24 protein-coding genes and 1 pseudogene are annotated in these 24,437 nt (G+C 46.0%); 12 read left to right on the top strand and 13 right to left on the bottom strand.

The window, feature by feature from the left end; all coding sequences use genetic code 11:
• Positions 1-133 (top strand): annotated as a pseudogene (locus ACQ4M5_RS39965) (photosystem II q(b) protein); the annotation flags it as partial.
• A 118-nt stretch (positions 134-251) separates the two neighbouring features.
• On the opposite strand, the gene ACQ4M5_RS39960 reads toward ACQ4M5_RS39965, so the two are convergent.
• The 3 genes from ACQ4M5_RS39960 to ACQ4M5_RS39950 form a co-directional block, all read right to left on the bottom strand.
• Positions 252-1,238, bottom strand: coding sequence for an endonuclease/exonuclease/phosphatase family protein (locus ACQ4M5_RS39960; RefSeq protein WP_430681363.1), 987 nt, complete (start codon positions 1,236-1,238; stop codon positions 252-254).
• A 284-nt stretch (positions 1,239-1,522) separates the two neighbouring features.
• Positions 1,523-3,094, bottom strand: a complete 1,572-nt coding sequence (gene ndhD1, locus ACQ4M5_RS39955) for a photosynthetic/respiratory NAD(P)H-quinone oxidoreductase subunit D1 (RefSeq protein WP_430681364.1) — start codon at positions 3,092-3,094, stop codon at positions 1,523-1,525.
• Positions 3,095-3,249: 155 nt separating this feature from the next.
• The gene (locus tag ACQ4M5_RS39950; RefSeq protein ID WP_430681362.1) at positions 3,250-5,331 is read right to left on the bottom strand and encodes an NAD(P)H-quinone oxidoreductase subunit 5; all 2,082 of its coding nucleotides are present in this window, start codon (positions 5,329-5,331) and stop codon (positions 3,250-3,252) included.
• Positions 5,332-5,669: 338 nt separating this feature from the next.
• Here ACQ4M5_RS39950 and ACQ4M5_RS39945 point away from each other — a divergent pair, with 338 nt between their 5' ends.
• The 8 genes from ACQ4M5_RS39945 (at position 5,670) to ACQ4M5_RS39910 (ending at position 11,644) form a co-directional block, all read left to right on the top strand.
• On the top strand, positions 5,670-5,975 hold the full coding sequence (locus tag ACQ4M5_RS39945) for a hypothetical protein (RefSeq protein WP_430681361.1): 306 nt from the start codon (positions 5,670-5,672) through the stop codon (positions 5,973-5,975).
• 16 nt (positions 5,976-5,991) lie between these two features.
• Complete coding sequence (locus tag ACQ4M5_RS39940; RefSeq protein ID WP_430681360.1) at positions 5,992-6,213, top strand: type II toxin-antitoxin system HicA family toxin; 222 nt, start codon at positions 5,992-5,994, stop codon at positions 6,211-6,213.
• Positions 6,213-6,431 carry a type II toxin-antitoxin system HicB family antitoxin gene (locus tag ACQ4M5_RS39935; RefSeq protein ID WP_430681359.1) on the top strand — a complete coding sequence of 73 codons (219 nt, stop codon included), beginning with the start codon at positions 6,213-6,215 and terminating at the stop codon, positions 6,429-6,431. The genes ACQ4M5_RS39940 and ACQ4M5_RS39935 overlap by 1 nt, the downstream gene beginning before the upstream one ends.
• Positions 6,432-6,446: 15 nt before the next feature.
• A complete protein-coding gene (locus ACQ4M5_RS39930; RefSeq protein ID WP_430681358.1) occupies positions 6,447-7,064 on the top strand; it encodes a class I SAM-dependent methyltransferase in 618 nt (205 codons plus the stop codon).
• A gap of 396 nt (positions 7,065-7,460) precedes the next feature.
• Positions 7,461-7,856: a hypothetical protein gene (locus ACQ4M5_RS39925; RefSeq protein ID WP_430681357.1), complete on the top strand. Its 396-nt coding sequence runs from the start codon at positions 7,461-7,463 to the stop codon at positions 7,854-7,856.
• 305 nt (positions 7,857-8,161) lie between these two features.
• On the top strand, positions 8,162-9,439 hold the full coding sequence (locus ACQ4M5_RS39920) for a hypothetical protein (RefSeq protein WP_430681356.1): 1,278 nt from the start codon (positions 8,162-8,164) through the stop codon (positions 9,437-9,439).
• Between the two features lie 124 nt (positions 9,440-9,563).
• The gene (locus ACQ4M5_RS39915; protein ID WP_430681355.1) at positions 9,564-10,322 is read left to right on the top strand and encodes an Rpn family recombination-promoting nuclease/putative transposase; all 759 of its coding nucleotides are present in this window, start codon (positions 9,564-9,566) and stop codon (positions 10,320-10,322) included.
• Between the two features lie 326 nt (positions 10,323-10,648).
• The gene (locus ACQ4M5_RS39910; RefSeq protein ID WP_430681354.1) at positions 10,649-11,644 is read left to right on the top strand and encodes a PDDEXK nuclease domain-containing protein; all 996 of its coding nucleotides are present in this window, start codon (positions 10,649-10,651) and stop codon (positions 11,642-11,644) included.
• Positions 11,645-11,663: 19 nt separating this feature from the next.
• Here the strand turns inward: ACQ4M5_RS39910 and pstB are convergent, their stop codons facing one another.
• The 5 genes from pstB to pstS form a co-directional block, all read right to left on the bottom strand.
• Entirely contained in the window at positions 11,664-12,455 is a 792-nt protein-coding gene (pstB, locus tag ACQ4M5_RS39905; RefSeq protein ID WP_430681353.1) for a phosphate ABC transporter ATP-binding protein PstB, read from the bottom strand.
• A gap of 3 nt (positions 12,456-12,458) precedes the next feature.
• Positions 12,459-13,334, bottom strand: coding sequence for a phosphate ABC transporter permease PstA (gene pstA, locus ACQ4M5_RS39900; protein WP_430681352.1), 876 nt, complete (start codon positions 13,332-13,334; stop codon positions 12,459-12,461).
• Positions 13,331-14,290 (bottom strand): phosphate ABC transporter permease subunit PstC, encoded by a 960-nt coding sequence (gene pstC / locus ACQ4M5_RS39895; protein WP_430681351.1) that lies wholly within the window; start codon positions 14,288-14,290, stop codon positions 13,331-13,333. Before pstC ends, pstA begins: the two co-directional genes overlap by 4 nt.
• 57 nt (positions 14,291-14,347) lie before the next feature.
• On the bottom strand, positions 14,348-16,198 hold the full coding sequence (locus tag ACQ4M5_RS39890) for an iron uptake porin (RefSeq protein WP_430681350.1): 1,851 nt from the start codon (positions 16,196-16,198) through the stop codon (positions 14,348-14,350).
• Between the two features lie 324 nt (positions 16,199-16,522).
• The gene (pstS, locus tag ACQ4M5_RS39885) at positions 16,523-17,563 is read right to left on the bottom strand and encodes a phosphate ABC transporter substrate-binding protein PstS (protein WP_430681349.1); all 1,041 of its coding nucleotides are present in this window, start codon (positions 17,561-17,563) and stop codon (positions 16,523-16,525) included.
• Between the two features lie 440 nt (positions 17,564-18,003).
• Between pstS and ACQ4M5_RS39880 the strand changes: the two genes are divergently transcribed.
• The gene (locus tag ACQ4M5_RS39880; protein WP_430681348.1) at positions 18,004-19,095 is read left to right on the top strand and encodes a hypothetical protein; all 1,092 of its coding nucleotides are present in this window, start codon (positions 18,004-18,006) and stop codon (positions 19,093-19,095) included.
• Positions 19,096-19,139: 44 nt separating this feature from the next.
• On the opposite strand, the gene ACQ4M5_RS39875 is transcribed toward ACQ4M5_RS39880, so the two are convergent.
• From ACQ4M5_RS39875 to ACQ4M5_RS39855, 5 genes are all read right to left on the bottom strand, one after another.
• On the bottom strand, positions 19,140-19,547 hold the full coding sequence (locus tag ACQ4M5_RS39875) for an ExbD/TolR family protein (RefSeq protein ID WP_430681347.1): 408 nt from the start codon (positions 19,545-19,547) through the stop codon (positions 19,140-19,142).
• 8 nt (positions 19,548-19,555) lie between these two features.
• Positions 19,556-20,263 carry a MotA/TolQ/ExbB proton channel family protein gene (locus tag ACQ4M5_RS39870; RefSeq protein WP_430681346.1) on the bottom strand — a complete coding sequence of 236 codons (708 nt, stop codon included), beginning with the start codon at positions 20,261-20,263 and terminating at the stop codon, positions 19,556-19,558.
• Positions 20,264-20,461: 198 nt separating this feature from the next.
• Positions 20,462-21,049, bottom strand: coding sequence for a Uma2 family endonuclease (locus ACQ4M5_RS39865; RefSeq protein ID WP_430681345.1), 588 nt, complete (start codon positions 21,047-21,049; stop codon positions 20,462-20,464).
• A gap of 2 nt (positions 21,050-21,051) precedes the next feature.
• Complete coding sequence (locus ACQ4M5_RS39860) at positions 21,052-21,642, bottom strand: DUF3172 domain-containing protein (protein ID WP_430681344.1); 591 nt, start codon at positions 21,640-21,642, stop codon at positions 21,052-21,054.
• A gap of 33 nt (positions 21,643-21,675) precedes the next feature.
• A complete protein-coding gene (locus ACQ4M5_RS39855; RefSeq protein ID WP_430681343.1) occupies positions 21,676-22,410 on the bottom strand; it encodes a hypothetical protein in 735 nt (244 codons plus the stop codon).
• A gap of 91 nt (positions 22,411-22,501) precedes the next feature.
• Between ACQ4M5_RS39855 and ACQ4M5_RS39850 the strand changes: the two genes are divergently transcribed.
• A complete protein-coding gene (locus tag ACQ4M5_RS39850; RefSeq protein ID WP_430681342.1) occupies positions 22,502-23,305 on the top strand; it encodes an ABC transporter permease in 804 nt (267 codons plus the stop codon).
• Positions 23,306-23,416: 111 nt separating this feature from the next.
• Positions 23,417-24,298, top strand: coding sequence for a pentapeptide repeat-containing protein (locus ACQ4M5_RS39845; RefSeq protein ID WP_430681341.1), 882 nt, complete (start codon positions 23,417-23,419; stop codon positions 24,296-24,298).
• The last annotated feature ends 139 nt before the right edge of the window (positions 24,299-24,437 follow it).

Raw genomic sequence — 24,437 nt, 5'->3', positions numbered from 1 at the left:
GTCTGATGTAATCAACCGTGCGAACTTGGGAATGGAAGTGATGCACGAGCGCAACGCTCACAACTTCCCGCTTGACTTGGCTGCTGGCGAAGCTGCACCTGTGGCGCTGTCTGCACCTGCAATCAACAGTTAATTGCCGCCTGATTGAATGAGCAATAAAGCCCTCCAGAAATGGGGGGCTTTTTCACGTTTGAACGAGATGGATTCGAGGGAGTGCGATCGCAAAGAACAATACACTCTCCTGAATCAACTTACGGCTTCTCAAGTTCGATCGAAGCCACAATCTGACCGTGATCTGATTGCCAATCTTCCACCTCATCCCTAGTCAGCGTTTCATCAATCAAATGATCATTCAATACTGAGACATACCCCACCCGACCAACCCGATTCGGATTCTGCTCAACAAATTCTTGACTGACCAAAATGTGATCTAGACTGTCGTAGTATCCATTGTGGATGTAGGTGTAATAAAAATCGCCATAGCTTTGACGCGCTTGAATATCTTTGACGTGATAGAGCAACACATCCCAAACGGGTTTCTTCCGCTCGATCGACAATTTTCTAAACGGCGGCTCCCCTGAAATTAATCGCGTCGTCACTGCCAAACTGCCATCATTTAAATCACCCATCGCAATTACTGGATGATTATTCCCTTGCATCAGCTTGACCAAAATTGATCGTAGTGCCACTGCTTCCGCCGATCGACGAATCAGCGATCGAACTTGTCCTTTGGCTTGTTCCAATGGATCATTCGGATCAGCACCTTCTGCTAAGTCCGGTCTCTTCGACTTCAGATGAGCGACCACAAACGTACACTCTACACCTTCTCGCAATTCCACTCGTACACACAACACCGGACGCGAGAACTGTTTCAGCGCTAACTCTTCCCCTTCAATTTTGAGCAATGCAGCTTCAGGAAAATCAGCGATCGCTTCATGGCTAATCACTGGAAAACGAGATGCGATCGCAACCGAGGGTGTATTCGTTTGTTCTTTTGCAATAACGATTTTGGCATCTTTGAGAAATTCGCTTTGGTCGATCGCGTCTTGAAGGGCTTGCTGCTGCCAAACTTCCTGAAATCCCACAACGTCGGCTTTCATCGCATCAAGCTGATGTCCAATCCAGCGAATCTTCTTAGCGTAAACGGCTTCGCTGTACTTTTTGTTATAGAACGGAACATTTGCCAGCGAAAGATTGTAGACGTTAAACGTTCCGACTTTGAAACTATTCTGAGTCATTCAATGAACCCTCAAGTCTTTGTGCAGTTGTACACGAGGGTTTGAATTTTGTCAGGTGTTTTAGCTGACATTGAGAATAAATTTAGTTCAAAGTGCGATCGTGATCGCTATGGAGACCGCTTTGTTTGGTTTGCGTCTGCTGATTTGGTGATAAGCCAGTAGCAGTCGTCGCGAAGTAGTGCATTAAGAAGTCGATCGCACTGGTTTTTCGTGCGATCGCGCCTCAAAACATCAAAAATCCGACCCCCAGAAGGAAGTCGGACTTTTGATTGAATCAAGGTGAATTATCGAATAGCAGGAGCAGGAACGGCTTGAGCCGCGATCGTATCTTCTTTTCGATTTGCTAAAGTTGGCACTTCATCTCGCAAACGCGCTGTCAATTGCACCGTTTTCGAGTCATAAATTTGCGTCAACATCTTCGGATAGAAGCCGATTCCAATAATCGGAACCAGCAGCGAAGCGATGATGAACACCTCACGTGGTTCTGCATCAATCAGAACTTCGTGCGAGGTCAATTCTTTGTTTTCAGGACCGTAGAAGATTTCACGCAGCATTGAGAGCAAGTAAATCGGGGTCAGAATCACACCGATCGCTGCTAAACCAACGACGATTACGCGGAAGGTCAAACTATAAGCGTCACTGGTTGCAAATCCAACGAAGACCATCAGTTCTGCAACAAATCCGCTCATTCCAGGAAGTGCTAACGATGCTAATGAACACGCGGTGAACATTGAGAAGATTTTCGGCATTTGCTTACCGACACCACCCATCTCATCCAGCATTAGAGTATGAGTTCGATCGTAGGTTGCACCCACTAAGAAGAACAGACTTGCACCAATCAAACCATGCGACACCATTTGCAAGACTGCACCGCTCAAACCGAGATCCGTAAACGATGCGATCCCGATGAGGACGAAGCCCATGTGCGAGATCGAAGAGTAAGCAATCTTGCGTTTGAGGTTGCGTTGAGCAAAGGAAGTGAGTGCAGCGTAGATGATGTTAACCACACCCAGAATGACTAGCGCTGGAGCGACAACCGCATGAGCCGCAGGCAGCATTTCCGCATTCATCCGAATCAGCGCATATCCGCCCATCTTCAGAAGAATTCCAGCCAGCAGCATGTGTACAGGAGCAGTTGCTTCACCGTGAGCATCCGGTAGCCAAGTGTGAAGTGGAATAATCGGCAGCTTCACCGCATAAGCAATTAGGAATGCTGTGTAGATCCAGAGTTGGAAATTCAGCGGAAAATCTCTGTGCGCTAAGGTCTGCATGTCAAAGGTCGGCGTATCTCCGTAGAACGCCATTGCTAGAGCAGCCACTAAGATAAACAGCGAACCGCCTGCGGTGTAGAGAATGAACTTCGTTGCAGCATAGAGCCGTTTTTTTCCACCCCAAATCGAGAGCAGAAAATAGATTGGAACGAGTTCAAGTTCCCAGGCTAAGAAGAACAGCAGCATATCTTGAACCGCAAAGACGGCGATCTGTCCGCCGTACATCACGAGCATCAAGAAGTAGAACAGACGAGGCTTGAAGGTGACGGGCCAAGCTGCCAAAATCGCCAGCGTGGTGATAAATCCAGTCAGGATTACCAGTGGCATCGATAGACCATCGGCTCCGACTGACCAACTCAGACCAATTTGAGGAACCCAGGCGTAGCGTTCTACCAACTGCATCTCTGGGTTGGAAAAATCGTACTGAGTGTAGAAGGTATAAACGATTAGCAGAAAATCAATCAGACCGACAACAAGGGAATACCAGCGAACGGTTTTGCCGTCCTTGTCGGGGAGAAAGGGAATTGCCAGCGAAGCAACGATCGGAAACAGAATGATCGTCGTTAGCCAAGGGAAATGTTCGATCGACATACTTCTTTTAAGCTTTGTTTATGGATGCGGTTGAAAATAATCAGACGCGGAATATTCCGATCCTAGACGCTTATTTTTGAAATCCAGCCAGTGTTAAACCATTATTAATAGATGAAAGGGTGGAGTTGCCCCCACCCTGAGATCGAATGTCAGGTCACACCGGAGAAGACGACTAAGCCGAGTACCGCGACAAAGATAATCAGCGCATAGAATTGAGCGCGTCCGTTCTCGAAGTATTTCAGCCCTTCACCTGTCAGCAATGTAACTAAACCAGCGAGGTTTACCACACCGTCTACGACTTTGGAATCGACTTCTAAGACTTGACGAGCTAAACGGCGGCTACCCTGCACGAAGACTTCGTTGTAGATTTCATCGAAGTACCATTTGTTTTTCGAGAGGCGATACAGAGCGGGGATCTTTTCTGTGATCGCGCTCGGATCGATCTTGCCGCGAAGATACATTAACGATGCCAACGTGATCCCAATTAATGCGATCCCGACCGAGTTTCCACCCATGATCAGGAACTCGTTTAAGCTCTCTTCTGCCGCTTCTGCTGCCACTTGTACCGATTCACTCGGTGCATGGATGAAATGCTCGAAGTAGTTTGCAAATGGTGTTCCGACGAGTCCAATCAAGACAGACGGCACAGCCAAGATCATCAGCGGTAACGTCATTGCGATCGGGGATTCGTGCGGTTCGTGATCATGATGTTCATGATTTCCGGGATCGACCGTTTCGCCAATCTCCGTATCCATCGTTAGTTCACGCGGGTCCATTGCGCCCGGACCAAATGCCAACCCTGCGGCTTGAAGCTGTTCGTTTTTGATTGATTGCTTCACGATCGCATTCGTGCCCCGGAACTCGCCTTCAAACGTGCTGAAATACATTCGGAACATATAAAAGGCAGTAATTCCGGCGGTTGACCAAGCGATCGACCACATGACCGGATTCACGGCAAAGGTTGATCCCAGGATTTCATCTTTCGACCAGAATCCAGCAAATGGCGGAATTCCACAAATCGCCAACGTTCCAATCAAGAAGGTCGTCGCAGTGACGGGCATATATTTCCGCAAACCGCCCATCATTCTCATGTCTTGAGCGTATACGGGATCATGTCCGACGACTGCTTCCATTCCGTGAATGACTGATCCCGATCCCAAGAACAACATCGCCTTAAAGTAAGCGTGTGTCATCAGGTGGAACAGTCCAGCGCTATAGGCTCCAACGCCCATCGCCATCACCATGTACCCAAGCTGCGACATCGTGGAATACGCCAAGCCCTTCTTGATGTCGTTTTGCGTAATTGCGATCGACGCTCCCAAGAATGCCGTAAAGCATCCCGTCCAAGCGATCACATTCATCACGGTTGGAATGCCTTCAAACACCGGGAACATCCGCGCAATCAGGAAGACACCCGCTGCCACCATCGTCGCTGCGTGAATCAGTGCAGAAATCGGAGTCGGACCTTCCATCGCATCAGGAAGCCAAACGTGGAGTGGAAACTGCGCCGATTTTGCCACCGGACCCAGAAACACCAAAATCGCGAACAAAGCCGCAATTCCGCCACTCAGCGATCCCGTTGCCACCATATCTTGCAGCCGTTCCCCAATTTCCCCGAAGTCAAAGCTTCGAGTAGACCAGTACAAGCCTAAAATTCCAAGCAGCAAACCAAAGTCACCGACTCGGTTTGTGACAAACGCTTTCTGACACGCATCTGCCGCCGCCTTCCGGTAGAACCAGAACCCGATCAGCAAATATGAACACATCCCCACGAGTTCCCAGAAGATGTAAACCTGTACCAGATTCGGACTGATCACCAAGCCCAACATCGAGGAACTAAAGAGGCTCAAATAAGCATAAAAACGTACATAGCCCGGATCGTGTGCCATGTAGCCATCGGTGTAAATCATCACCAAGAAGGCTACGGTGGTCACGATCACGAGCATGAGCGAAGACAGCGGATCGATCACATATCCCATCGTCAGATGGAAATCTCCGGCTGCTGCCCATTCAATCGATCGTGTATAGGGTTCGTGCCCTTGATACTGGCTCCAAAAGATCGCAAATGCTGCGGTCATCGTCGCGCCCATCAGGGACACGATGAAGGTAGAGTTCGCTTTTCTGAGCTTGTTGACATCCTTGTTGAATGTGATCAGCCCTAAGCCCACGAGCATCGCACCCGCCAATGGCAGGACTGGGATGAGCCAGGCGTACTGATAAATCGGTTCCATCACTCGCGCCTAAAGTTTAAGAGTTCGTTACATTACCAGAGTAGTCAATTTTGGCAACCCTGGAGCATTCTCGATTCAGAGTCAAATGCTCTGAATTTCTTTATGAGTCTCTATGATCCAGGATTTCCAATTTGTTTATAGTCAACATCTGCATTAAGTAGGGAAAAAGAGGGGGATTGTCTTAACAATTCGGAATAGAGATAGCGAAAGGTTGTGTTTTGTATCGCAAAAGTTAGATGGAGGCAGGTGCGATCGATGACCATACCTGTCGCAAGATTGAGAAGACGGTGCGATCTCTATAATTCAATTAAGCAGCCGAATACGTTTTGGAGAATTTGATGAGCGCTCAAAGTCTGACTCATAATCAGCCTGAATATCAGACGATTCATTTGGGGCAAGTCATTTTGTCGCTGCCTGCTGATGTAGACATTAAGCCATATATTCGGCAATTGCTCGGAGTTGAACTTGAATCAATTCGGAACCCGATCGCAAAAGCTGCGATCGAACGTGGACTCAGTGAAGCGACAACAGACGAAGATTTTTCTAGTTTGCTTGAAATATTCCATCTGCTGAGTTCTCCTGCGAATGCCGATCGCTTAGTTACGGCTTTGGAGCGTTCAAGAGAGATTTTAGAGAGACAATGAGAGAAAGTGAGCGTTCATGCCTAGAAAAATTCGAGAGTTAAAAGCTCAGATTGAGCGTGAGGGGTTTGTTTACCTACCAAAACGTGGGAAAGGCAGCCACGAGCGTTGGAAACATCCTTTACTCAAAAAAACTTTTACTATTCCAGGCAAAAATGGAGATGACGTTCCGATTTACCTCGAAAAGCAGCTAGAAAAGCTACTGATCGAATTAGCAGAATTGAAGGAGGAAGAGGATTGATGAATCGATATAGCATGATCGTTCAGTGGTCAGACGAAGATCAGCTTTTCCTCGTGACAATTCCTGAATTTGTCGATCGTGTGGTGATGCCTTGTACTCATGGCAAAACTCGCGAGGAAGCAATTCATAACGGTGAAGAAGTCATTGAAATGTATTTAGAAGCTTGGCAGGCAGAAGGCGAAACCATTCCCGCTCCTAGCACTCTTCAAACAGCTTAATCGGGTAAAAACTCTATGAGCTTTTACGAACAAAAAATCCTTCCCTATCTCCTAGACTTATCGCTTTCTGCTCCGAGTTTGGCAAAATATCGGCGTGACACTTTGGCGGGAGTGAGCGGAGAGGTTTTAGAAATTGGATTTGGCACAGGATTGAATTTGGCGTATTACCCGGAACACATTCGTAAAATTGCAACGGTTGATTCAAATCCGGGGATTCAGGGAATTGCTCAGAAACGAATTGCGGCTTCGTCGATCAAGGTTAATCATCACGTCCTCAGCGGCGAAAACTTACCAATGGCGGATGGTTCCTTTGATAGCGTGGTGAGTACGTTTACGCTCTGTAGCATTCCAGATGTTCGGAAAGCACTTGCAGAAATCGATCGAGTGCTAAAACCTGGAGGTCGCTTCTTTTTCCTCGAACATGGATTGAGCAATGAACCGAATGTGCAAGTTTGGCAAAATCGACTCACTCCGATTCAGAAGAAGGTTGCAGGGGGATGTCACTTTAATCGAAATATTCGGCAGTTGATCGAGCAGCAGTTTGATCAAGTAACGCTGGACGAATCGTATTTGGAAAATGCGCCTAAAGTGACTTCTTACTTGTACAAAGGTGTTGCAACTAAGACAAATTAGCGATCGTTATAGCTTTCGTTGGTGTTGAAACAGGTCAACTCAATTAAGCCATAAGCTGATTCAGGAATACTTTAGTTCAAGTCGATCGAACAGAAGCTTTCCTTAATGAAACAGAAGCTTAAGTCAATCAAACGAATCGCCTCCCAAGGAAACGGCAAGCTCAAGTCAATAAAACGATCGACATCTCTAGGAGAACTTGTGCTTAAGTCGATCGACAAAAAGGATTCCTCGATCGAACTCAAACTTAAGTCGATCGAATCAGTTCTCTCCGTACATTGCCCAAACTCTACACAAGTTCATTTAACCTTCATGCAATCATCCTGACTTTTTCCCAGGGAAAAGCACCGTCTCGAAGTTTAGAGTGCAACTGTACACAAATTTAGGAGTGCATTCACGATGCCACGCCAGAAACTTAACGCTGATCTGCTCACCAAAGCGAACCAACGGGCTGTAAGCTTGCAATCGATCGATCCAAATCTAGATCTCGGTCGCGGCTTGACTCTCGAAGCTTATGTAAGTGCGATCGACAAACACAAAACGAACTTGGATGATTACAATCGTGCGATTTCCGCGATGGAACAACTCTCTCGTGCCGTTGAGGAATCCGAAAAGACGCTCAAAGATTTGACCGAACGAATGCTGCTCGGTGTGGGTGCTCACTATGGCAAGGACAGCGAAGAATATGTGATGGCAGGAGGCGCACGTAAGAGCGATGTGGCGCACATGATGTCGAAATCTAGGATGGGAGTTCCGAAGAAGAAAGCGGAGGAAGCTGTTGCAACGTTGAATTAGTAGAGTTTAGAGCAATTGTTACCACCCTGCTCAGTTTTGAGTTGGGTGGTTTTGTTTTGGGATGGGGAATTGAAGCGATCGTGGTTGTGCGTATGCTTTGACCCGGAAAATATGCTGAAATTTTCCATACATTCATCTGTATGAGCTTACTGTGCTTAAATTTTTCCATATATCATTCCAAACGGTGCGCTATGTGGAGAATCTTCCGCATAGTAAGCCGATTTGGAATAATATACGGAAAATTCCGTGTAATAAATTGCTAGCCGTCTTAAGCGTAGGTGCTAAGGTATAAACCTCAAAACACAATGGAAACTATTAGATTTGTTAATGAACTTAAACATACGCTATGGACTATCAAGACGGTTGGAGGGAACCCAGGTGTACACGTAACTCCTGATCATGAGCTTCTGAACAAATTGAGGGAGTTGATTTTCAAAGAAGCTAATGGTCAAGAGATCCGTGTAGCAAGAGACGGATGGCGTTATTCATCCTTTTTTAAGGATGTCTCGAGTACTGATCGTTTTGAGAAGCGTATCCAGTACTGCATAATTAAGCTTCGGGAGTTCGGTATTTCAGAAAATGATTATTTCACACATATTTCACAAGCTTTAGACGTAATTTTCTTTAAAGGTTCAGATCATCCGTCACTTCGTTCAAGCAATACATCGTTTCAGATTTTATTTGTTGAGGAGCTAGCTAAATGTTTTGAAATTTTGTACTACCCTTCAGAGGTTCAATATTACGATTTAGCAATTGACCATCAGCTTGTTTATTTTGATTATCTTCTTCAAAGATGGAGTCTCTCCAGTTTAGGTGAGTATGTACTAAATCTTCCGGTCTTTGAAGTCATTGTTTTTCTATGTGCTGTTGAAGTGATTTTGGGACGCAGAAGGGCTGGTAATCGATATCTTAATTCTCAAATTCTCGAAAGACTACAAGGCTCAAAGCCGAAAGAAACGACCCTACCAATCCGGCATGAACGAATTCCTTCGTCTTTGCGTTTATTTGGAATTGTTGACACGGACTCAGAAGCGGAAGAATTGGTAATTACTGATTTAGGCAGAAGAGTACTTACGAAGGTATCTTCAAAACTTAAAAGTCTGCGAGACACTATTTTACTGTTAACTGAAGCTGAAGCTGGCGGATTACGTTTTTCAGAGAACACAGATTTGATCAATCAAATCAAAACCCAGACAAAACAATCGCCAAACCTTGTTCAGGATCAAAAGTCTTCCATTGAGTCGGCAGTAAGTCTTTTTGCAGCAGAACGTTATCTAGACAGTTTGCGCTTGTTCTATCCAAATATAGAAGCAGTTTTGAATAGCTCCTTGAAAAAGAAGGGTTTTCGACCCGAAGACTTTAAAGGAATGAGAGATAAAATACAGCGATTGGAACAGGAGCAGGTTCTTACAGCAAGATTAGGAACTTGGACAGAAATCGTAACCAGTCGAAATAAGATTGTGCATGGAAACCTCTTCCAAGAAGATGCGGAGCTAGTCAAACCTCTATTCTATTTTATTGGTACATTCTGGATGTTATTGATTAGTGAAATTGACAATCACTTCTCGACAAATACGCCATAGATAAAATGGCTGACGACGGCTAACAACTCGTATGCTGCGATCACACCGTAACAATCAGTCATCAAAATTTAGATTTTCCCAAAATCAAATTACTCGTGCAGATCGTACAATTTTACTATTTCTCATGTACGATGATACCTGCCGATTTCTTGCCGAACACTTTTCTGCCGACTTCGCCAGTTGGCTGATTGGAGAAGCTATCACGATGACAGAACTCAAACCCTCGGAACTCTCCCTCGACCCGATTCGAGCCGATGCCATGATTCTGCTCCAATCTGAGGATTCTATACTTCATATCGAGTTCCAAACGCTGCCAAAGAAGACAATACCATTTCGGATGGCGGATTATCGCCTGCGAGGATATCGACGTTATGAAGATAAACCGATGCGACAAGTGGTGATCTACCTCAAGCCCACCACCTCCGAAATGGTCTATCAAACCAGCTTTACGCTCGAAAATACCCGTCACGACTTTGAGGTCATTCGGTTGTGGGAGCAACCTGCTTCACTGTTTCTTCAATACCCTGGATTGCTGCCTTTTGCTGCGCTGGGACAAAGTGAAAGTCCGGCGGCGATGTTGCGGCAAGCAACCCAGATTGTGGATCAGATTGAAGACCCAACCACGCAAGCGAATTTGATGGCAGCCTCAGCGATTCTAGCTGGGCTACGATTAGAGGAAGATGTAATTTATCGTTTGGTACAGAGGGACATTATGCAAGAATCTGTGATTTACCGTTCAATTCAGCAAGAAAGAGATCGTGAGATTGCGCTCAATCTTCTACGAGAAGGCGTATCGATTGAAACCGTTGCTCGCAGCACTGGGTTATCAATCGAGGAAGTGCAACAACTTCAGCAACAACTCAACGGCTCCGCACAAAGCTAAAGTTGTTCGATGTCCGGGAAGTTGATCGTAAAGGCACGGCATAACAACACAGTGGAGCGGACGGTAGAGAGTCTTCGCGCTTCGTTCTAGTTCTCTCGCCGCCGCTCACTTTAGCCGTTAGACTGCTCAATCCGTCAGCTATAGTAATCAGTCCAAGCTAGTACAGCTTGAAGCTATAGGATTGGTTTCTGCTATACAAGGGATTTGAGCAATGGAGTGAGACGATCGACAATCGGCAGTTAAACGCTTCTACGAAGAGGTGATTCTTAGTTGGTACAACGTGCGTGGAATAGAATAATCTCACAAGTTAATGAAGTCGGCAACTCATGACAGACACTTTGCAGCCCCAATTTACTGAAGTTCTCACCCTAATTCAGACGGCTCAACAGAAAGTCTTTGCCACCACGAACCAGGAGTTGATCAAACTTTATTGGAGCATTGGGAAGTACATCAGCGATCGCTTATCCACGAGCGAATGGGGACAAAAAACGATCGAGCAACTTGCAGCATTCATTCAAGTTCAAGAACCTGGCATCAAGGGCTTTGAAAAGCGCAACCTCTACAGAATGCGCCAATTTTACGAAACCTATCCCGATTCTGAAATTGTGTCGGCAGTGCTGACACAATTAAGCTGGACTCATCACACCCTCCTCATATCTCGTTGTAAGACTGAAGACGAACGCTTCTTTTATCTTCAACTTGCTGCAACTGAACGCTACAGTACTCGCGAACTCGATCGTCAAATCAACAGTGGCATCTTCGAGCGCACTCGCCTTGCTGATGCAAAACTTCCACAGACAAACCACCCTAAACCGCTCACCGGAGTCTTTCGCGATAGTTATGTCCTAGATTTTCTCAATCTGCCTCCCAATCACTCTGAGAACGACTTAAAAACCGCTCTGGTTAGCTTCCTTAGAAATTTCATTCTTGAACTTGGACGAGACTTCACCTTTCTAGGACAGGAATACCGTCTGCAAGTTGGGAACAGCGACTTTGCGATCGACCTGCTTTTCTTCCACCGTGAACTTCAGAGCCTCGTTGCCTTTGAACTAAAAATCGATAAATTTCAGCCTCAATATCTTGGGCAGCTTGAATTCTATCTAGAAGCCCTCGATCGTGATCTCAAAAAGCCTCACGAAAATCCGAGTATTGGCGTTTTGCTCTGCCGTGACAAAGATGATGAAGTTGTCGAATATGCCCTCAGTCGATCGATTAGTCCTACCGTCGTTGCTGAATACGAAATCAAACTCATTCCAAAAGAAGTTCTGCGAAGAAAACTGAACGAGTTCTACGAATTACTTGCAGCTAAAGAGGAGCCGTAATCTTTAAACTTGTCAACACTTAACCAAATCGCCCTTCAACATAGTCACGAGTGCGAGAATTCGTTGCACCATTGAAAATCTTCTGAGTGTCATCAATCTCGATCAGTTGACCGATGCGGCTTTCGTCAGTGCTAAAAAAAGCAGTTCGATCGCTAATTCGCGCCGCCTGTTGCATATTGTGAGTCACAATCACGATCGTAAAATCCTGACGCAATGAATTAATCAATTCCTCGATCTTCATTGTCGCGATCGGATCAAGTGCCGAACAAGGTTCATCCATTAGCAACACTCGCGGTTTCACTGCCAATGCACGAGCAATACACAATCGTTGCTGTTGTCCGCCAGATAAGCTTAGAGCGGATTTTTTCAAGTTATCTTTGACTTCATCCCAGAGAGCGGCATCTGCAAGCGATTGTTCGACCATTTCATCAAGTAGCGATCGAGAAACGCGACTAAAGACTCGCACACCATAAGCGACATTATCGTAAATGCTCATGGGAAAGGGATTCGGCTTCTGAAACACCATACCAATCTGTCGCCGTAAGCGATTGAGATTCACACGCGGGCTATAGATATCTTGACCGAAAAATTGCACTTGTCCTTTCACTCGCATCTCGCTTTCGAGTTCACCAATACGATTGAGTGCTTTGATAAACGTCGATTTACCACAGCCTGAAGGACCAATGATCGCTGTGACTTGTCCGGGGTAGATTTCCATTGAGACTGAGGAAAGTGCTTTACGATCGCCATAAAACACATCTACGTTTTCAGCAGACAAGGCGAGTTCAGACTGTGAAATAGAATGCAACATAGGTCAACGTTTCCGGGTAATCAGGCGAGATAAAAGGTTAGTAACAGTGACAAGACCAAGCAAGACTAAAGAAGCTGTCCAAGCCATCTGAGTTTGTTCTGGAAAAGCAGAACTCGAATAGTTGTAGATCATCACTGAAAGTGAAGGTGTGGGATTGAAAATCTGATCAACCCAACTCTGGCTAAACAATGCAGTGAAGATTAGAGGAGCCGTTTCGCCAGATGCTCGTGCGATCGCTAACAGTACTCCCGTTGTAATACTCGGTAGTGCTGCTTTTAGAACAATCTTGAACACCGTTTGAAACGAATTTGCTCCGAGTGCGGAAGATGCAAGTCTCTGATGATTCGGAACAAGCTTTAAGGCTTCCTCGCTGGAGAGAACCACGATCGGTAACATAATCACCGCGAGTGCAAATCCTCCTGCTAATGCTGAAAATCCGCGATATCCAAGGATTGTAGAGAGAACAATCACTGCATACGCGAATACGCCTACAACAATCGAAGGAACTGCACTGAGAATTGATAAAACAAAGCGAACGGTTTGAGCAATTACGCCCGATTTACCAATTTCAGATAGATAAACTGCGATCGCAATTCCAAACGGAACACTAAAAAGTGCTGCCATGCCAACCATTAATACTGTTCCTTGGATTGCATTACCAAATCCACCGACAACGCTTGTATCTCCAGCAGGAGCAGGTAGATTGGTAAATACTTCCCATTTAAGATTCGGTAAGCCTTGGCGAAGAATTTCAAACAGGACTGATAGTAATGGAAGTAAGGCAAATCCAGTAAAAATAACTGCGATCGCGCTCATCGAATAGCTAAAGATTCGTCGATCGAGGGACAGTGGCTTTGTGAGTTGTTGTTCTAAAGTCATTGTTTCAATCCGAATGTTTTAACGATCGAGTTCGCAATCATGTTCACCACTAGCGTTAAGGCAAATAGAATCAGTGCTAGATACATTAATGCTCCAATATGCAGTTCATCTAATGCTTCAGGAAATTGATTTGCAAGAATTGACGGAATTGTATTACCGGGATCAAGTAACGATAAGCTCACCTGATCTGAATTGCCAATGACCATCGTTACTGCCATCGTTTCACCTAATGCGCGTCCCAATGCCAGCATGATTGCGCCAATGATTCCAGATAAACTCGCTGGAATTAATACCGTTGTGATCATTTCCCAACGAGTTGCACCTAATGAAAGTGACGCTGTTCGTAAATCTTGGGGAATTGCTAACATCACATCTCGGCTAATTGCAGCAATGGTTGGCAAAATCATCACTGCAAGAATTGTTCCAGCAACCAGCAAACTCGGTCCAAAGGTTTCAGTCCCGAATAAAGGAATCCAACCAAAGTTTTGATGTAATGCGGATTGGATCGGTTTTAGAAATGGAATTAGCACGAAGATTCCCCAGAAGCCGATAATCACACTAGGAATCGATGCAATGAGTTCGATTAAAAAGCCTAATGTCGATCGTAGCCATCCGGGTAGGAATTTCTCGCTTGTTACGATCGCAACCATAACTCCGATCGGAACTGCAAATAAAAGCGCGATCGCAGAAGTGACGATTGTGCCATACAAGTATGTTTGCGCTCCAAACTGAAGCTGATTCACATCCCATTCTTGTCGGGTAATAAATCCCAATCCGAATGATTGAATCGCAGGTAGGGCAGCATTGAAAATAATCCAACCCATCCAAAGCAGAATTGCGATCGCGCTCATTGCCAAAATTCGCAATCCCCATGCAAAGACTAAATCGATCCAAGCAGTGTTACCTCCTTCGATCGAGTCTGGAATGGTTCTAGATTGAGGTGGAATCGTTGTCATAGTATTTGAATAAAAGGGACACTCAGACTAAAAGTGTCCCCGCTAGAGGTGTGAAATTTAGAAAGTGAATGTTGTCCGCAGTGTGCCGACATAAACAGTGCTGTTTGCAGAGTTACCTTCGGGATTGAAGATAACTAACACTCCAGGCGTGATCGAAATGTTGTCATTCAAGCGATAGCGATAGAATCCTTCCAAGTGATAGGAAGTGCTTCGATCTTCTCGTGCTGCTCTGAGTGCTGTTGAAGCTAATCCAAAATCGCTGCTGGTCACTTTTGGCGGCATTCCGAAAATGATTCCGCCTAAGCTTCCTTCTTTGAACAGATCTGGGAATGCTACACCGACTGCCCAGTTCCAGATAGTTGCTCGATCGCCTTCTCGAACGGTTCGAGTTGCTAACGTTGTTCCGACGGTTCGTCTTGCTTGAGCATCCGTCAACCCTGCCCAACCTGACAAAATCAATCCAGGACTCAGGCGAATGTTTGCTTGAACACCGTACTGATTCGTACTGGTTGGAACATTGCCAGCAGAGTTAATCGTTTGGTTACTGCCAAAAGGATTGTTTGCAAAACCGCTTCCAGTACTCCCTGTGATTCCAGAGCCAGTGTTGTAGTAAGCATTGGCGTAAGTGAACCCTAATCCTAAGTTCGGAGTCGGTTGATAGACTAACTGTGCGATCGCTGCATAGCTTCCACTAAACAAACCGCGATCGAGACTCGGATCTTGAGCATCCCCTGTCGGCACTAGATAACCGAGCGATAACGTGAATCGATTCCCAACCGTGAATTCTCGTCCTAAGCGATGGTTCACGATGATCCCGGTTCCAGTTCCAGAACGAAGGATCGGATTAAACCTTCCAAATCGCGAGATTGCACCACTTCCGCTCGACTCAAACGGGCTGAGGGTTGGAATCGAATCATTGAACTCTAAACCATCATTCGTTCCAGTTCCGAGAAATACAGTCGTTTGATCCCCCAAAGGAAAACGATATTCTAAACGGCGAAGCTCGATCGAATTATTGTTACTACCATCGAATCCCAAACGTGCCATGTTCGTTCCGGTGACGCTTCCAGCAAACGAAGCAATGTTCCGGGCTTGAATTTGAGTTCTTAAGCGATCGCGTCCTGTAAAGCTCGTATCAAATGCAATCCGAACTCGTGATGCTGCGGTAGCACTCTCATTGATATCTCTCGATCGAGTCGGGCGAACCACTGCGCCTGCTGCATTGGTCGTTCCCACTGCGGCAGTACTGGTTGCACCCAGAGAACCATCGGGATTAACAAATCGTCGATCGGTTAACAGTGCATCCTCTAAGTTCGATCGTGCGGCTGCACTTAACGCTGGATTATCAATTTGTCGTTGTTGATCAGAGTTCAGGGCAAGCTCATCTCCGAACGGTTGAGCAATTGAGAAAATCACTTCTCCCGTTAGCTTTGAGGTTGTTGAGAATTGTTGTCTCTCAAGCGTTGTGGTTCGCGCTTCTAAACTATCAACTTGCCCGCGAACGGTTGCTAACTCGGCTGCAAACTCTTCTTGTAGCTTTTGCAGTGAAGCTAAATCTTCTTTCTTAACTAGGTCTGCGGTCGAAGCTGCGATCAGTTCATTCACTCGATCGAGACAAGCATTCAATCCCGCTGCAAATTCAAACCGAGTTAGGGCACGATTTCCACGATAAGTACGATCGGGATATCCAGCGATACAACCATAGCGCTCAACTAAAGATTGCAAAGCTTGAAATGCCCAATCGGTTGGACGAACATCAGACAGTTGAGAAACGGAGGTCACTTGACCTTTAAGAGTCGGGTTTGAGATTTCATCGATCGAGGTCACACGCTCTTGAGCCGAAGCAGACAGAGCGACTGATCCCGCAAGCAAAGGTGCTAACACAAGGGAATGCCAAAGGCGGTACATAAAAAAATCCTCACATCACAAATTTGTCGTCGATCGAGCATCAGTCAGTCTGAGGGAGCTAAGGAGTTGTGAATTTTGGTGTGTCTGTTCATCCCTTATCCCGCCCGGAGCTGAACCTCCGGGCTAATAGAGGAAACCCCGCTGAAGCGGGCTGAAAGCTCTGTTCGAGGGGGCTTCAGCCTCCTTTCTCTCATTAGCCCGGTCGGTTTAGCGCCGGGCGGACTCAATCGGAGCGACACATTACCGACACCAAATTTTGAACATACTTGGAGCTAGAACTTCAATCTCAAAGAGATAATTGGAGTTCTAGCCGCAATGTGACCTCTAGGGCTTCACTTCTGCTCTTACTTGTTGCAGAGCGCGTTGTGCAACATTCTCAGGAATCCGAGTAAAGTCCAAACTCGCATTCAAGTTCTGTCCTTCCGTCAGCACATACTCAATCCATTTCTTCATCGCTTCCGACTTCTGCGGACTGTCGTACTGCTTGTACACCATCATCCAAGTGAGTCCTGTAATCGGATAGCCATCGGCTGGATTACCTTCAAACACTCGGAAATTGTCTGGAAAATTCACTGCCGAAAGCGCTTTGTTGGTGTTTTCGATCGAAGGAGTCAAAAATTCACCCTTCTGATTCTGCACCGATGCAACTGTGAGATTGTTCTTCTTCGCGTAAGAATACTCGACATACCCGATCGAGCCAGGAGTTCTCTGCACTAACGCTGCTACCCCTGGATTCCCCCGACCTCTAAGCGGATTTGTTGTCCACTTCGGAGCCGTTCCTACACCCACGCGACCTTTGAAATACGGACTTACCGCACTCAGGTGATTAGTAAAAATAAACGTTGTACCGCTACCATCCGAACGCACAACCGTTTTAATTTCTGAATTTGGTAGATTCACACCACTATTATCTTTTGCAATCTTCGGATCATTCCATCTTGTAATCCGACCTGCGAAAATTTCCGGTAGCACTTCGCGTGAAAGCTTCAAGTTATTCACACCCGGAAGGTTATAAACCGGAGTTACGGCTCCGCCTGCGGTTGGAACCAGAATCACGCCGCGACTGACCTTTGCCATATCTTCGTCGGTCATCGCTGCATCACTACCACCAAAATCAACCACACCCGCAATCACCTGACGGATTCCGCCACCGCTACCAATTGCCTGATAAGTGACATCAATGTTCGGATTCCGCTTCTCAAATTCAGCCATGTAGCGATCGTATAACAAGGCAGGGAAAGTCGCGCCTGCACCAACTAATCTAGTGGTTTGAGCAACTGCGGATAAAACCGGAGCAAGTGCGATCGCAGCCGCAACAATCAGAGCAATTCCACCACGGCGGAGCGCTTTTCTGGAGAGTATCATTGTGTCCTCGTTCTCTATGCGATCTAGTGTCGATTTAAGGTAACAATGACAACCCTACAGCCTTGGTAGTTAAGTAAAAGCAAACAGAAAACTAACAATTAGTTAAATCTAGTTAAAACTTAGGTTAACTAAAATAGGACACTCAGCACAATGGCTCATTTACATCAGTGATACACTAGAAACTTAAAATAGAAGATCTGTAGATAGACAGATTTTGAGACAATTGCGATACAATTTTGCTATTAGTTTTAGAATCAATCGTTAGTCGGCATTTGTGTCACAACAAAACTGCTTCAAGCCTAGACGATGACACAGCTTGATGAGAGTGAGAACGATCGCTCTAGTCGCGATCCCGCATCTGTGCTGTAAGAAAAATCTTGTAAGGTTAATAGTTCTATTCTTTTCCCGTCCTGTTCTCAGTTCACGTACCTTTTGAATCCATGACCAAAACTCTCTCCTTACCGACCTTTCCCCAGGTTCCTGCTGTCGCACGTTCTTTTGTTCGACCTATGTTATTTGCAGCACTTGGATTACACGCACTCTTATTGTTTACGCCCTTTCCAAAAGCGAAAGAAAAGCCGCCGGAGAACAAAGAAGCTCCGGTGAAAATTACACAGTTACCAACCACGAAAGCGAGTGCGAGACAACCTTCAAAAGTTGCGATCGCGAAACCCAAACCCGCCTTGCCAAAAATCAATCGCCCGAATCCGAATCCAGTCGTGCAGCGCCCGATCGAGCCTCCCAAACAACAAGACACCAATCCTCCAGAATCCGCAGCGCCACCCCAGTCACAATCGAAGCCTTCTAACACTGCGGGAGCTGCAACGGTTGCCGATTTTCCTCATTACAGTCCGTCTACTCCAGACTGTTTCAATGTTGGACTTGGTGAAAACTGCCGCATTGCCACTGCAAACATGAATACAGTTGCAGCCTTCTACCTCTCTGCACCAAAAGCAAAAGGCTTTACGCTTACACCAGACGAAGAAACGGCGGATAAGCAGGTTTACACCGTCACGACACCCGATAAGAAAACATTGTTCTTGCATCTATTCAAAGATGAACCAACGACAGTGATCTTGCTCAGTGATAGTAAAGTTTCGGACTTAGCAGCACTTAAGGGATCAGTGAACATTCCAGCAGACTACTACAATTTGCTGACTGATCTTGCTCCTCAAGTCGATCGCTCTGACAATCCCCAAACCAATGCTCAACCCGAACATTTTCCTAGACCAGAGATGTTCTTTAACGTAGTGAGTGCAGCAGAGTTGCAGACTGGAGCAATTCCAGAAATGCGACCAGGAATTGATGGCAGTCCAACTTTAATCACAGGTCAACCGCCTGATGTGTTCTTCCAAACGATTTCAACGGCAGGACTTTCTGGAACGTTTAAGGTGACTCCAAAAGGTCAGTACGGCGGCGGCAATCTCTATCAACTTCAGAAAGAGAACACGACGTTTTACATGAATCTAGTTCCAACGAAGGACAATGAAGGCACGATCGTGGTGACGTGGTTAAGAAATCCAGGGAGTTGAGCAGTTCTCAAGCCCGTCATACTTCAGACGGGCATTCGAGAAATTTACTCGATCGCTAAAGAAACGCGATCGCCTCCAACCTCTCGCAACACTCCCAAGGTTTTCACCACTCGTTCATACGGCAAAGACTTATCGGCTTTCAAAACCACGGTTCCTTTCGGATTCTTTTGAAAGTACGAAACGACTTGCTCACCCATTTGCGTTTCTGTCACTGCACCATTGTTAATTTCAACTTGTCCAGCTTTCGTCACACCAATGATGAGCGGATCAACAGGCGTTTCCTTGCTCACTCCCTTCTCTGAACTAGGTAGATTTGCATCGACCGACTGAAAATTTGTCAGCGTCATGGAGACGATGATAAAAAACGTCAGAATCGTCATAATCACGTCCATCATCGGAACGAGATTAATTTCGGGCATTTGCGATCCTTGTTGTCGATTTTTGAATTTCATAATCTGCTTTACACAGGAAGTTGTGCCGAATCTGAATCTTGCTGGTGCATCCCTGCCATTTCCACTCGTGTGAGTTCATTCATTGCAGGTTCGTACCAATATTGGCGATAGATCAATTCCAACTCGCTGCCAACTTTGGAGAAGTAATCCATTTGTTTAGCTTGCAGTGTCACGGAGACGCGGAAGATACAAAGCGCGATAATTGCCACGACCATGCCGCCTGCCGTTGTAGTTAAGGCTTCTCCGATTCCGTTTGCTGCCCTAGTAGTTGCTTCAGCAGAAGACGCTCCACCTCCAATATTCAAACTTGCAAACGTAATCATTAAACCCGTGACGGTTCCGAGCAGTCCGAGCAGAGGCGCGATCGCAATCGTACTTTCGAGCAATTTATCGCCCCTCCGCATTTTGACGAACTCTTCATCGCCAGCGGTTTCCAGTGCTAACCGGAATGTTTCTGGAGTCGGTTGATTGAGTTTCAAGGGAGCAAGGAGAAATCGACCGATCGGAGAATTTGCTTTTTCTGCGATCGTTCGCGCATCGACTAAGCTATATTTCGCGGCTTCTAAAACATCGTGTGAAAGCTTTGCTTCCGTTCGTAGCAATGGAATCCAAAAGGTCGATCGCTCAAATGCACAGGCAAAAGTCGCCACAGATAGCCCGACCAGCGGAATCATGATGGGTCCGCCTTTTGCAAGAACTTCGTAGAGGTTAGACATACTGACTCGATCGAGAAGTGAACTGTCAAGCGTAGAGGAAATTGTCTAGAAGACAAAATCAATACACCGCAAATCAGCATATCGGAAACACTTATGCGATCGGGTTAAGGCAACGTAATGAACAATGGAACTTCTCGTTAAGACAAGAAAAAACACCGCTGCGAATTTGCAACAGTGCTAAATCAAAGAGATTGTTCGCTAAAAAATGCTTTGCTGAAAGACTCGAATCGCCTCACCTGGATCGGTTTCAGCAATCAAAATACAACGTTTGAGCAAATCAATATCGAGGTCTGCTAGTTCTTCAAATTGAGAGCGATCGACACATTCGTATCTATCTGCACCTAAACGATAGAAGTTCAGTGTTCCATCCTGCCAAAACCAGACTTCTAACACACCCAGTGCTTGATAGCGTCTGAGTTTGTTCGTGCCGCCACTGGTGAAAACAACTTCGATCGACAAATCAGGAATCGGTTTAGCACGACTTAAACAATAAGACTGATCCGCTTGTGCAGAAACCGTTCCTTCTCGTTCTTGAGTCATTGCGCCCGTTGGCTGAAAGAAAACTCCTTTCTTTGCTAGGAACAGAGTGAGCAAACAGCCAATGATATGTCCAAAAATTTCGTGATCGCGTCCGGGCATGAGAAGTTCGATCGTTCCCTCGTGGTAAAACAAGCGAACCCCGCAAGAGTCTTCAAATCCTTTCTGAATCGATTTGAACTGCTCCCAGGTTCCAGGCACGACAATATGCTGGTCTTGTGAAGTGGCTCGAAGCGGGGTTTGGGTCATGGTTAGAACTGCTCGTCACTACCGAGAGTCGGAATTGAAGCGCCATCTAAGAAGAGGTTCTTGGCACTATCGCTTTGGTACACACAATCGACTGACAATTTATCTTTATTGTTCAGGTCGCCAACATAGCCGAAGGTATTCATTCGATTACGGCAATCGCGGGTTTGTTCAGCGGTCAAGAGTTTACGCTGTTCGAGAACCGTCCAGTTTGCACGTCTCAAAATACAGGCAGGTTCCATTGCTGCTTGAGCCACGAAGACTTTGAAGGGAACCAGCGTCACATAGAGACGAGTACTCACTGCCATCGCGCTCGCGCCATTTTGAATACAGACTTCAGCATTGGGCGCTTTTTGGTCGAGTTGCAGGTTCGTGACCAAGCTTGTCGAGTTGGTGGGAGTAGCAGCACTGAAGGCGATTCCGACACCGATTCCTAAAACGAAAATGGCTGCGATAATTCCGATCGCAGTAGCGTTAAACCATGAGGGGGAGTTGTTCACAGGAGGCTTTCCTCGATTCGGTTCATAGTTATCTTCTCGATCGTAGCGATTGTACCGCTCGTCGTTGTAGGAATTGTTTCGGGGTCTACGCTTCATAGGACATGAATTGAGAAGGTTTGAAGTTCTATTCTAGCGGTTCAAGCCCTGGCTTTCTTTGAGGAGTTCGTAATAGGCTTGGGCGGTGTCTTTCATGTATTGATATTCGGCTTTGACGCGCTCGTATTGGGCATCCAGTGGGACGTGCAAATCGAGTAGAAGATCGGGGTTGAAGTCGGCAATTCGAGTTCCGATTAAAGTCTCTCGCACGATTCGGACATAGACGGCACTGAGTTCTTCGACTTTTTTGATTAATTTTTCGGTTTCGTCGATCGCTTTTTCATAAAGCTCTAACTGTGATGAATAAAAATCAGAAACCGCAACGAGTTGAGCAATTTTATTAATTCTGACCGATTGATTTTCGAGCGCGATCGTATCTTGCTCAAGTTTCAAATGTTCTTTCATAATCGGCGCGAGTTCTGCCATCACGCGGACTTTGTTTTGCCGATGAGTGCGCGATAGGGTGATGGGTTGAACGTCTTTTAAGCTGTGCCACGAGTAGATATATTCGACATCGCCTTTATCGGTAATGGTCGGGAACACGACTTGAACGCGATCGGGTCCGCGAAATCGATGGGGAACCGCGAAATTACCCAAGGGTAAATTTGGGTAGCGGTCTTCGGCTCCTTGAACCGTCACAACATTGCTGTTGAGAATGGCTCGGATTTTATAGTTTTGATACTGCAAAAACAGATATGCGATCAGACCCATAAATAGAAAAACCAGCAGCAAATCCACCGCACGATCTCCAGACTTTATTCTGTTCATTGTGGCGAATTCAAGCGCGATCTTGCCACTGACTGAAGGACGATCGCGCTTTCTAATGCAAAAATAGGGAGATTGTAACGTTTTATAGTTTATGCGATCGTCTCTCCATCGTTCTTCTCTGTCTACCCTGTGGCAAGATAGCCTCACCGTGTTTTGGGGCGATTGGCTCGATTTACGGGTGAGAGTCACGCAGATTGTCGCTTCAGGATTAGTGTCGCCATTAATTTATATTTTGGCGTTTGGCTTGGGGTTGGGAAGTTCACTCGATAGTGTGACCAAACCGAGTGCAGGCGATAATTATCTGCAATTCATTCTGCCGGGAATGGTTGCTTTGTCTTCGATGGTGATTAGTTTCGGGGGCACAACGTTTTCGATTTGTGGCGATCGATTATTTACGAAAACCTTTGAAGAGATCCTACTCGTTCCGGTTCATCCGCTGGCAGTGCATCTCGGCAAAATGATGGCGGGAATTATTCGCGGACTGTTAACCGCAAGTGCAGTGATTTTGGTTGCGGTTCTTTTTACAGGAAAAGTTTGGAGCTTCTTAAATCCGTTATTCTTGTTCGTTCTGATTTTAAATTGTGCGGTGTTTGCGGGTTTAGGAGTGATTGTTGGATTGAATGTGAAATCTTTAGAAGGTGTTGGAATTTATAACAATTTCGTGATTGTTCCAATGTCATTTTTGGGTGGAACTTTCTTTGATGCTGCAACTTTACCCGCATTGTTAAAAGCGATCGTCTATTTATTACCGCTGACGTATACCAGTTTAGGGCTGAGAGCGGCGGCGTATTTATCGATCGCGCAATTTCCCTGGTTTGTGATTCCAGTTTTGCTTGTGATGGCGATCGCGCTTTCGGCAGTGGGCGCATATCAGTTCTCACACCTGCAAGATTAAACTTCTGTATCGCAGTATTTAGCTCTATTACTTTCGGTTCCTAATCTGGTGCAAACGCTCTCCGAATCTGGAAGAAAAGCTTAAACTCGGCATAGATTGAAGGGGCAAGATATGGAAGTTAAGGAGCTACTGCGGCGGTACGAACGCGGAAATCGGGATTTTTCGGGTGTCGATTTGAGCAATGCTGACCTGAGTAATGTCACGCTCGTTGATATCAATCTCGAAAACGCAAATCTGACAGGCGCGAATTTGAGTCGATCGTTTTTGATGAAAGCAAACCTCAGAGGCGCGTTTTTGAACTGGGCGGATTTTCAGTTCGTCAAGCTCACCGAGGGGAATTTAACCGACACGGATTTGACAAAAGCGCAGTTAAATGGAGCATTTTTGGTTAAATCGGACTTTACTCGATCGCGTCTCAGTGGAGCCGATTTGAGTCATGCCAATCTGCGCGGCGCGATCTTAACCAATGCAAATTTGTGCGGTGCAAAACTGGTCAGCGTCAATCTTCGGAGCGCTAATCTGCAAGGTGCAAACCTCAATTGGGCAAATCTTCAAGGTGCAAGACTCAGTGGTGCATCGCTTCGGAGTGCATTCTTAAGCGAGACGAACTTAGCTGAAGCGTTTCTTAACGGCGTTGATTTACGAGGAATTGATTTAACAGGCATCAATTTGAGTGCAGCAAAACTGAGTGGCGCTAATTTGGAGGGTGCGACGTTATCGTTCACAAATTTTCGTGAGGCTCGCTTGCAAGGAGCGAATCTTGCAAGTGCGAATCTGACGGGAGCCAATCTAGAAGCGGCTTTTTTGCATGGCGCAAATCTGCAATGGACGAATCTGAGTCGGGCAAATTTAACTCGATCGAACCTCAGTAATGTTCGTGTTCTTGGAGCCAAACTTGAAGAAACTCAACTGTCTGAAGCTGTTTTTTCTGATATTACTCGGCGATATTTGACGCTGGCACAGGATGAACTCAATCAGCTTCAATTGCATTAGATAGATTGTGTAATTAACCCAAGTTGCGGGTTAGGCAAGCCAGAGAAACTTTGTATCGATGAGCGCAAAGAAACCAGCGCAGCGATTGCTGCGCGTCTGGTGTAGAGCATTGCGCTTTACGTGCGAGCATTGCGCTTTA

The sequence above is a fragment of the Leptolyngbya sp. AN10 genome, assembly GCF_050565645.1.
In the GTDB taxonomy this organism is placed as follows: domain Bacteria; phylum Cyanobacteriota; class Cyanobacteriia; order Leptolyngbyales; family Leptolyngbyaceae; genus Leptolyngbya.
This window is presented reverse-complemented; position numbering and strand designations above follow the sequence as displayed.

Coding starts and splice junctions, on each gene's coding strand:
- ACQ4M5_RS39960 (WP_430681363.1), bottom strand. CDS start 1,238: ATGACTCAGAATAGTTTCAAAGTCGGAACGTTTAACGTCTACAATCTT.
- ACQ4M5_RS39950 (WP_430681362.1), bottom strand. CDS start 5,331: ATGGAACCGATTTATCAGTACGCCTGGCTCATCCCAGTCCTGCCATTG.
- ACQ4M5_RS39945 (WP_430681361.1), top strand. CDS start 5,670: ATGAGCGCTCAAAGTCTGACTCATAATCAGCCTGAATATCAGACGATT.
- ACQ4M5_RS39940 (WP_430681360.1), top strand. CDS start 5,992: ATGCCTAGAAAAATTCGAGAGTTAAAAGCTCAGATTGAGCGTGAGGGG.
- ACQ4M5_RS39935 (WP_430681359.1), top strand. CDS start 6,213: ATGAATCGATATAGCATGATCGTTCAGTGGTCAGACGAAGATCAGCTT.
- ACQ4M5_RS39930 (WP_430681358.1), top strand. CDS start 6,447: ATGAGCTTTTACGAACAAAAAATCCTTCCCTATCTCCTAGACTTATCG.
- ACQ4M5_RS39925 (WP_430681357.1), top strand. CDS start 7,461: ATGCCACGCCAGAAACTTAACGCTGATCTGCTCACCAAAGCGAACCAA.
- ACQ4M5_RS39920 (WP_430681356.1), top strand. CDS start 8,162: ATGGAAACTATTAGATTTGTTAATGAACTTAAACATACGCTATGGACT.
- ACQ4M5_RS39915 (WP_430681355.1), top strand. CDS start 9,564: ATGTACGATGATACCTGCCGATTTCTTGCCGAACACTTTTCTGCCGAC.
- ACQ4M5_RS39910 (WP_430681354.1), top strand. CDS start 10,649: ATGACAGACACTTTGCAGCCCCAATTTACTGAAGTTCTCACCCTAATT.
- pstB (WP_430681353.1), bottom strand. CDS start 12,455: ATGTTGCATTCTATTTCACAGTCTGAACTCGCCTTGTCTGCTGAAAAC.
- pstA (WP_430681352.1), bottom strand. CDS start 13,334: ATGACTTTAGAACAACAACTCACAAAGCCACTGTCCCTCGATCGACGA.
- pstC (WP_430681351.1), bottom strand. CDS start 14,290: ATGACAACGATTCCACCTCAATCTAGAACCATTCCAGACTCGATCGAA.
- ACQ4M5_RS39890 (WP_430681350.1), bottom strand. CDS start 16,198: ATGTACCGCCTTTGGCATTCCCTTGTGTTAGCACCTTTGCTTGCGGGA.
- pstS (WP_430681349.1), bottom strand. CDS start 17,563: ATGATACTCTCCAGAAAAGCGCTCCGCCGTGGTGGAATTGCTCTGATT.
- ACQ4M5_RS39880 (WP_430681348.1), top strand. CDS start 18,004: ATGACCAAAACTCTCTCCTTACCGACCTTTCCCCAGGTTCCTGCTGTC.
- ACQ4M5_RS39875 (WP_430681347.1), bottom strand. CDS start 19,547: ATGAAATTCAAAAATCGACAACAAGGATCGCAAATGCCCGAAATTAAT.
- ACQ4M5_RS39870 (WP_430681346.1), bottom strand. CDS start 20,263: ATGTCTAACCTCTACGAAGTTCTTGCAAAAGGCGGACCCATCATGATT.
- ACQ4M5_RS39865 (WP_430681345.1), bottom strand. CDS start 21,049: ATGACCCAAACCCCGCTTCGAGCCACTTCACAAGACCAGCATATTGTC.
- ACQ4M5_RS39860 (WP_430681344.1), bottom strand. CDS start 21,642: ATGAAGCGTAGACCCCGAAACAATTCCTACAACGACGAGCGGTACAAT.
- ACQ4M5_RS39855 (WP_430681343.1), bottom strand. CDS start 22,410: ATGAACAGAATAAAGTCTGGAGATCGTGCGGTGGATTTGCTGCTGGTT.
- ACQ4M5_RS39850 (WP_430681342.1), top strand. CDS start 22,502: ATGCGATCGTCTCTCCATCGTTCTTCTCTGTCTACCCTGTGGCAAGAT.
- ACQ4M5_RS39845 (WP_430681341.1), top strand. CDS start 23,417: ATGGAAGTTAAGGAGCTACTGCGGCGGTACGAACGCGGAAATCGGGAT.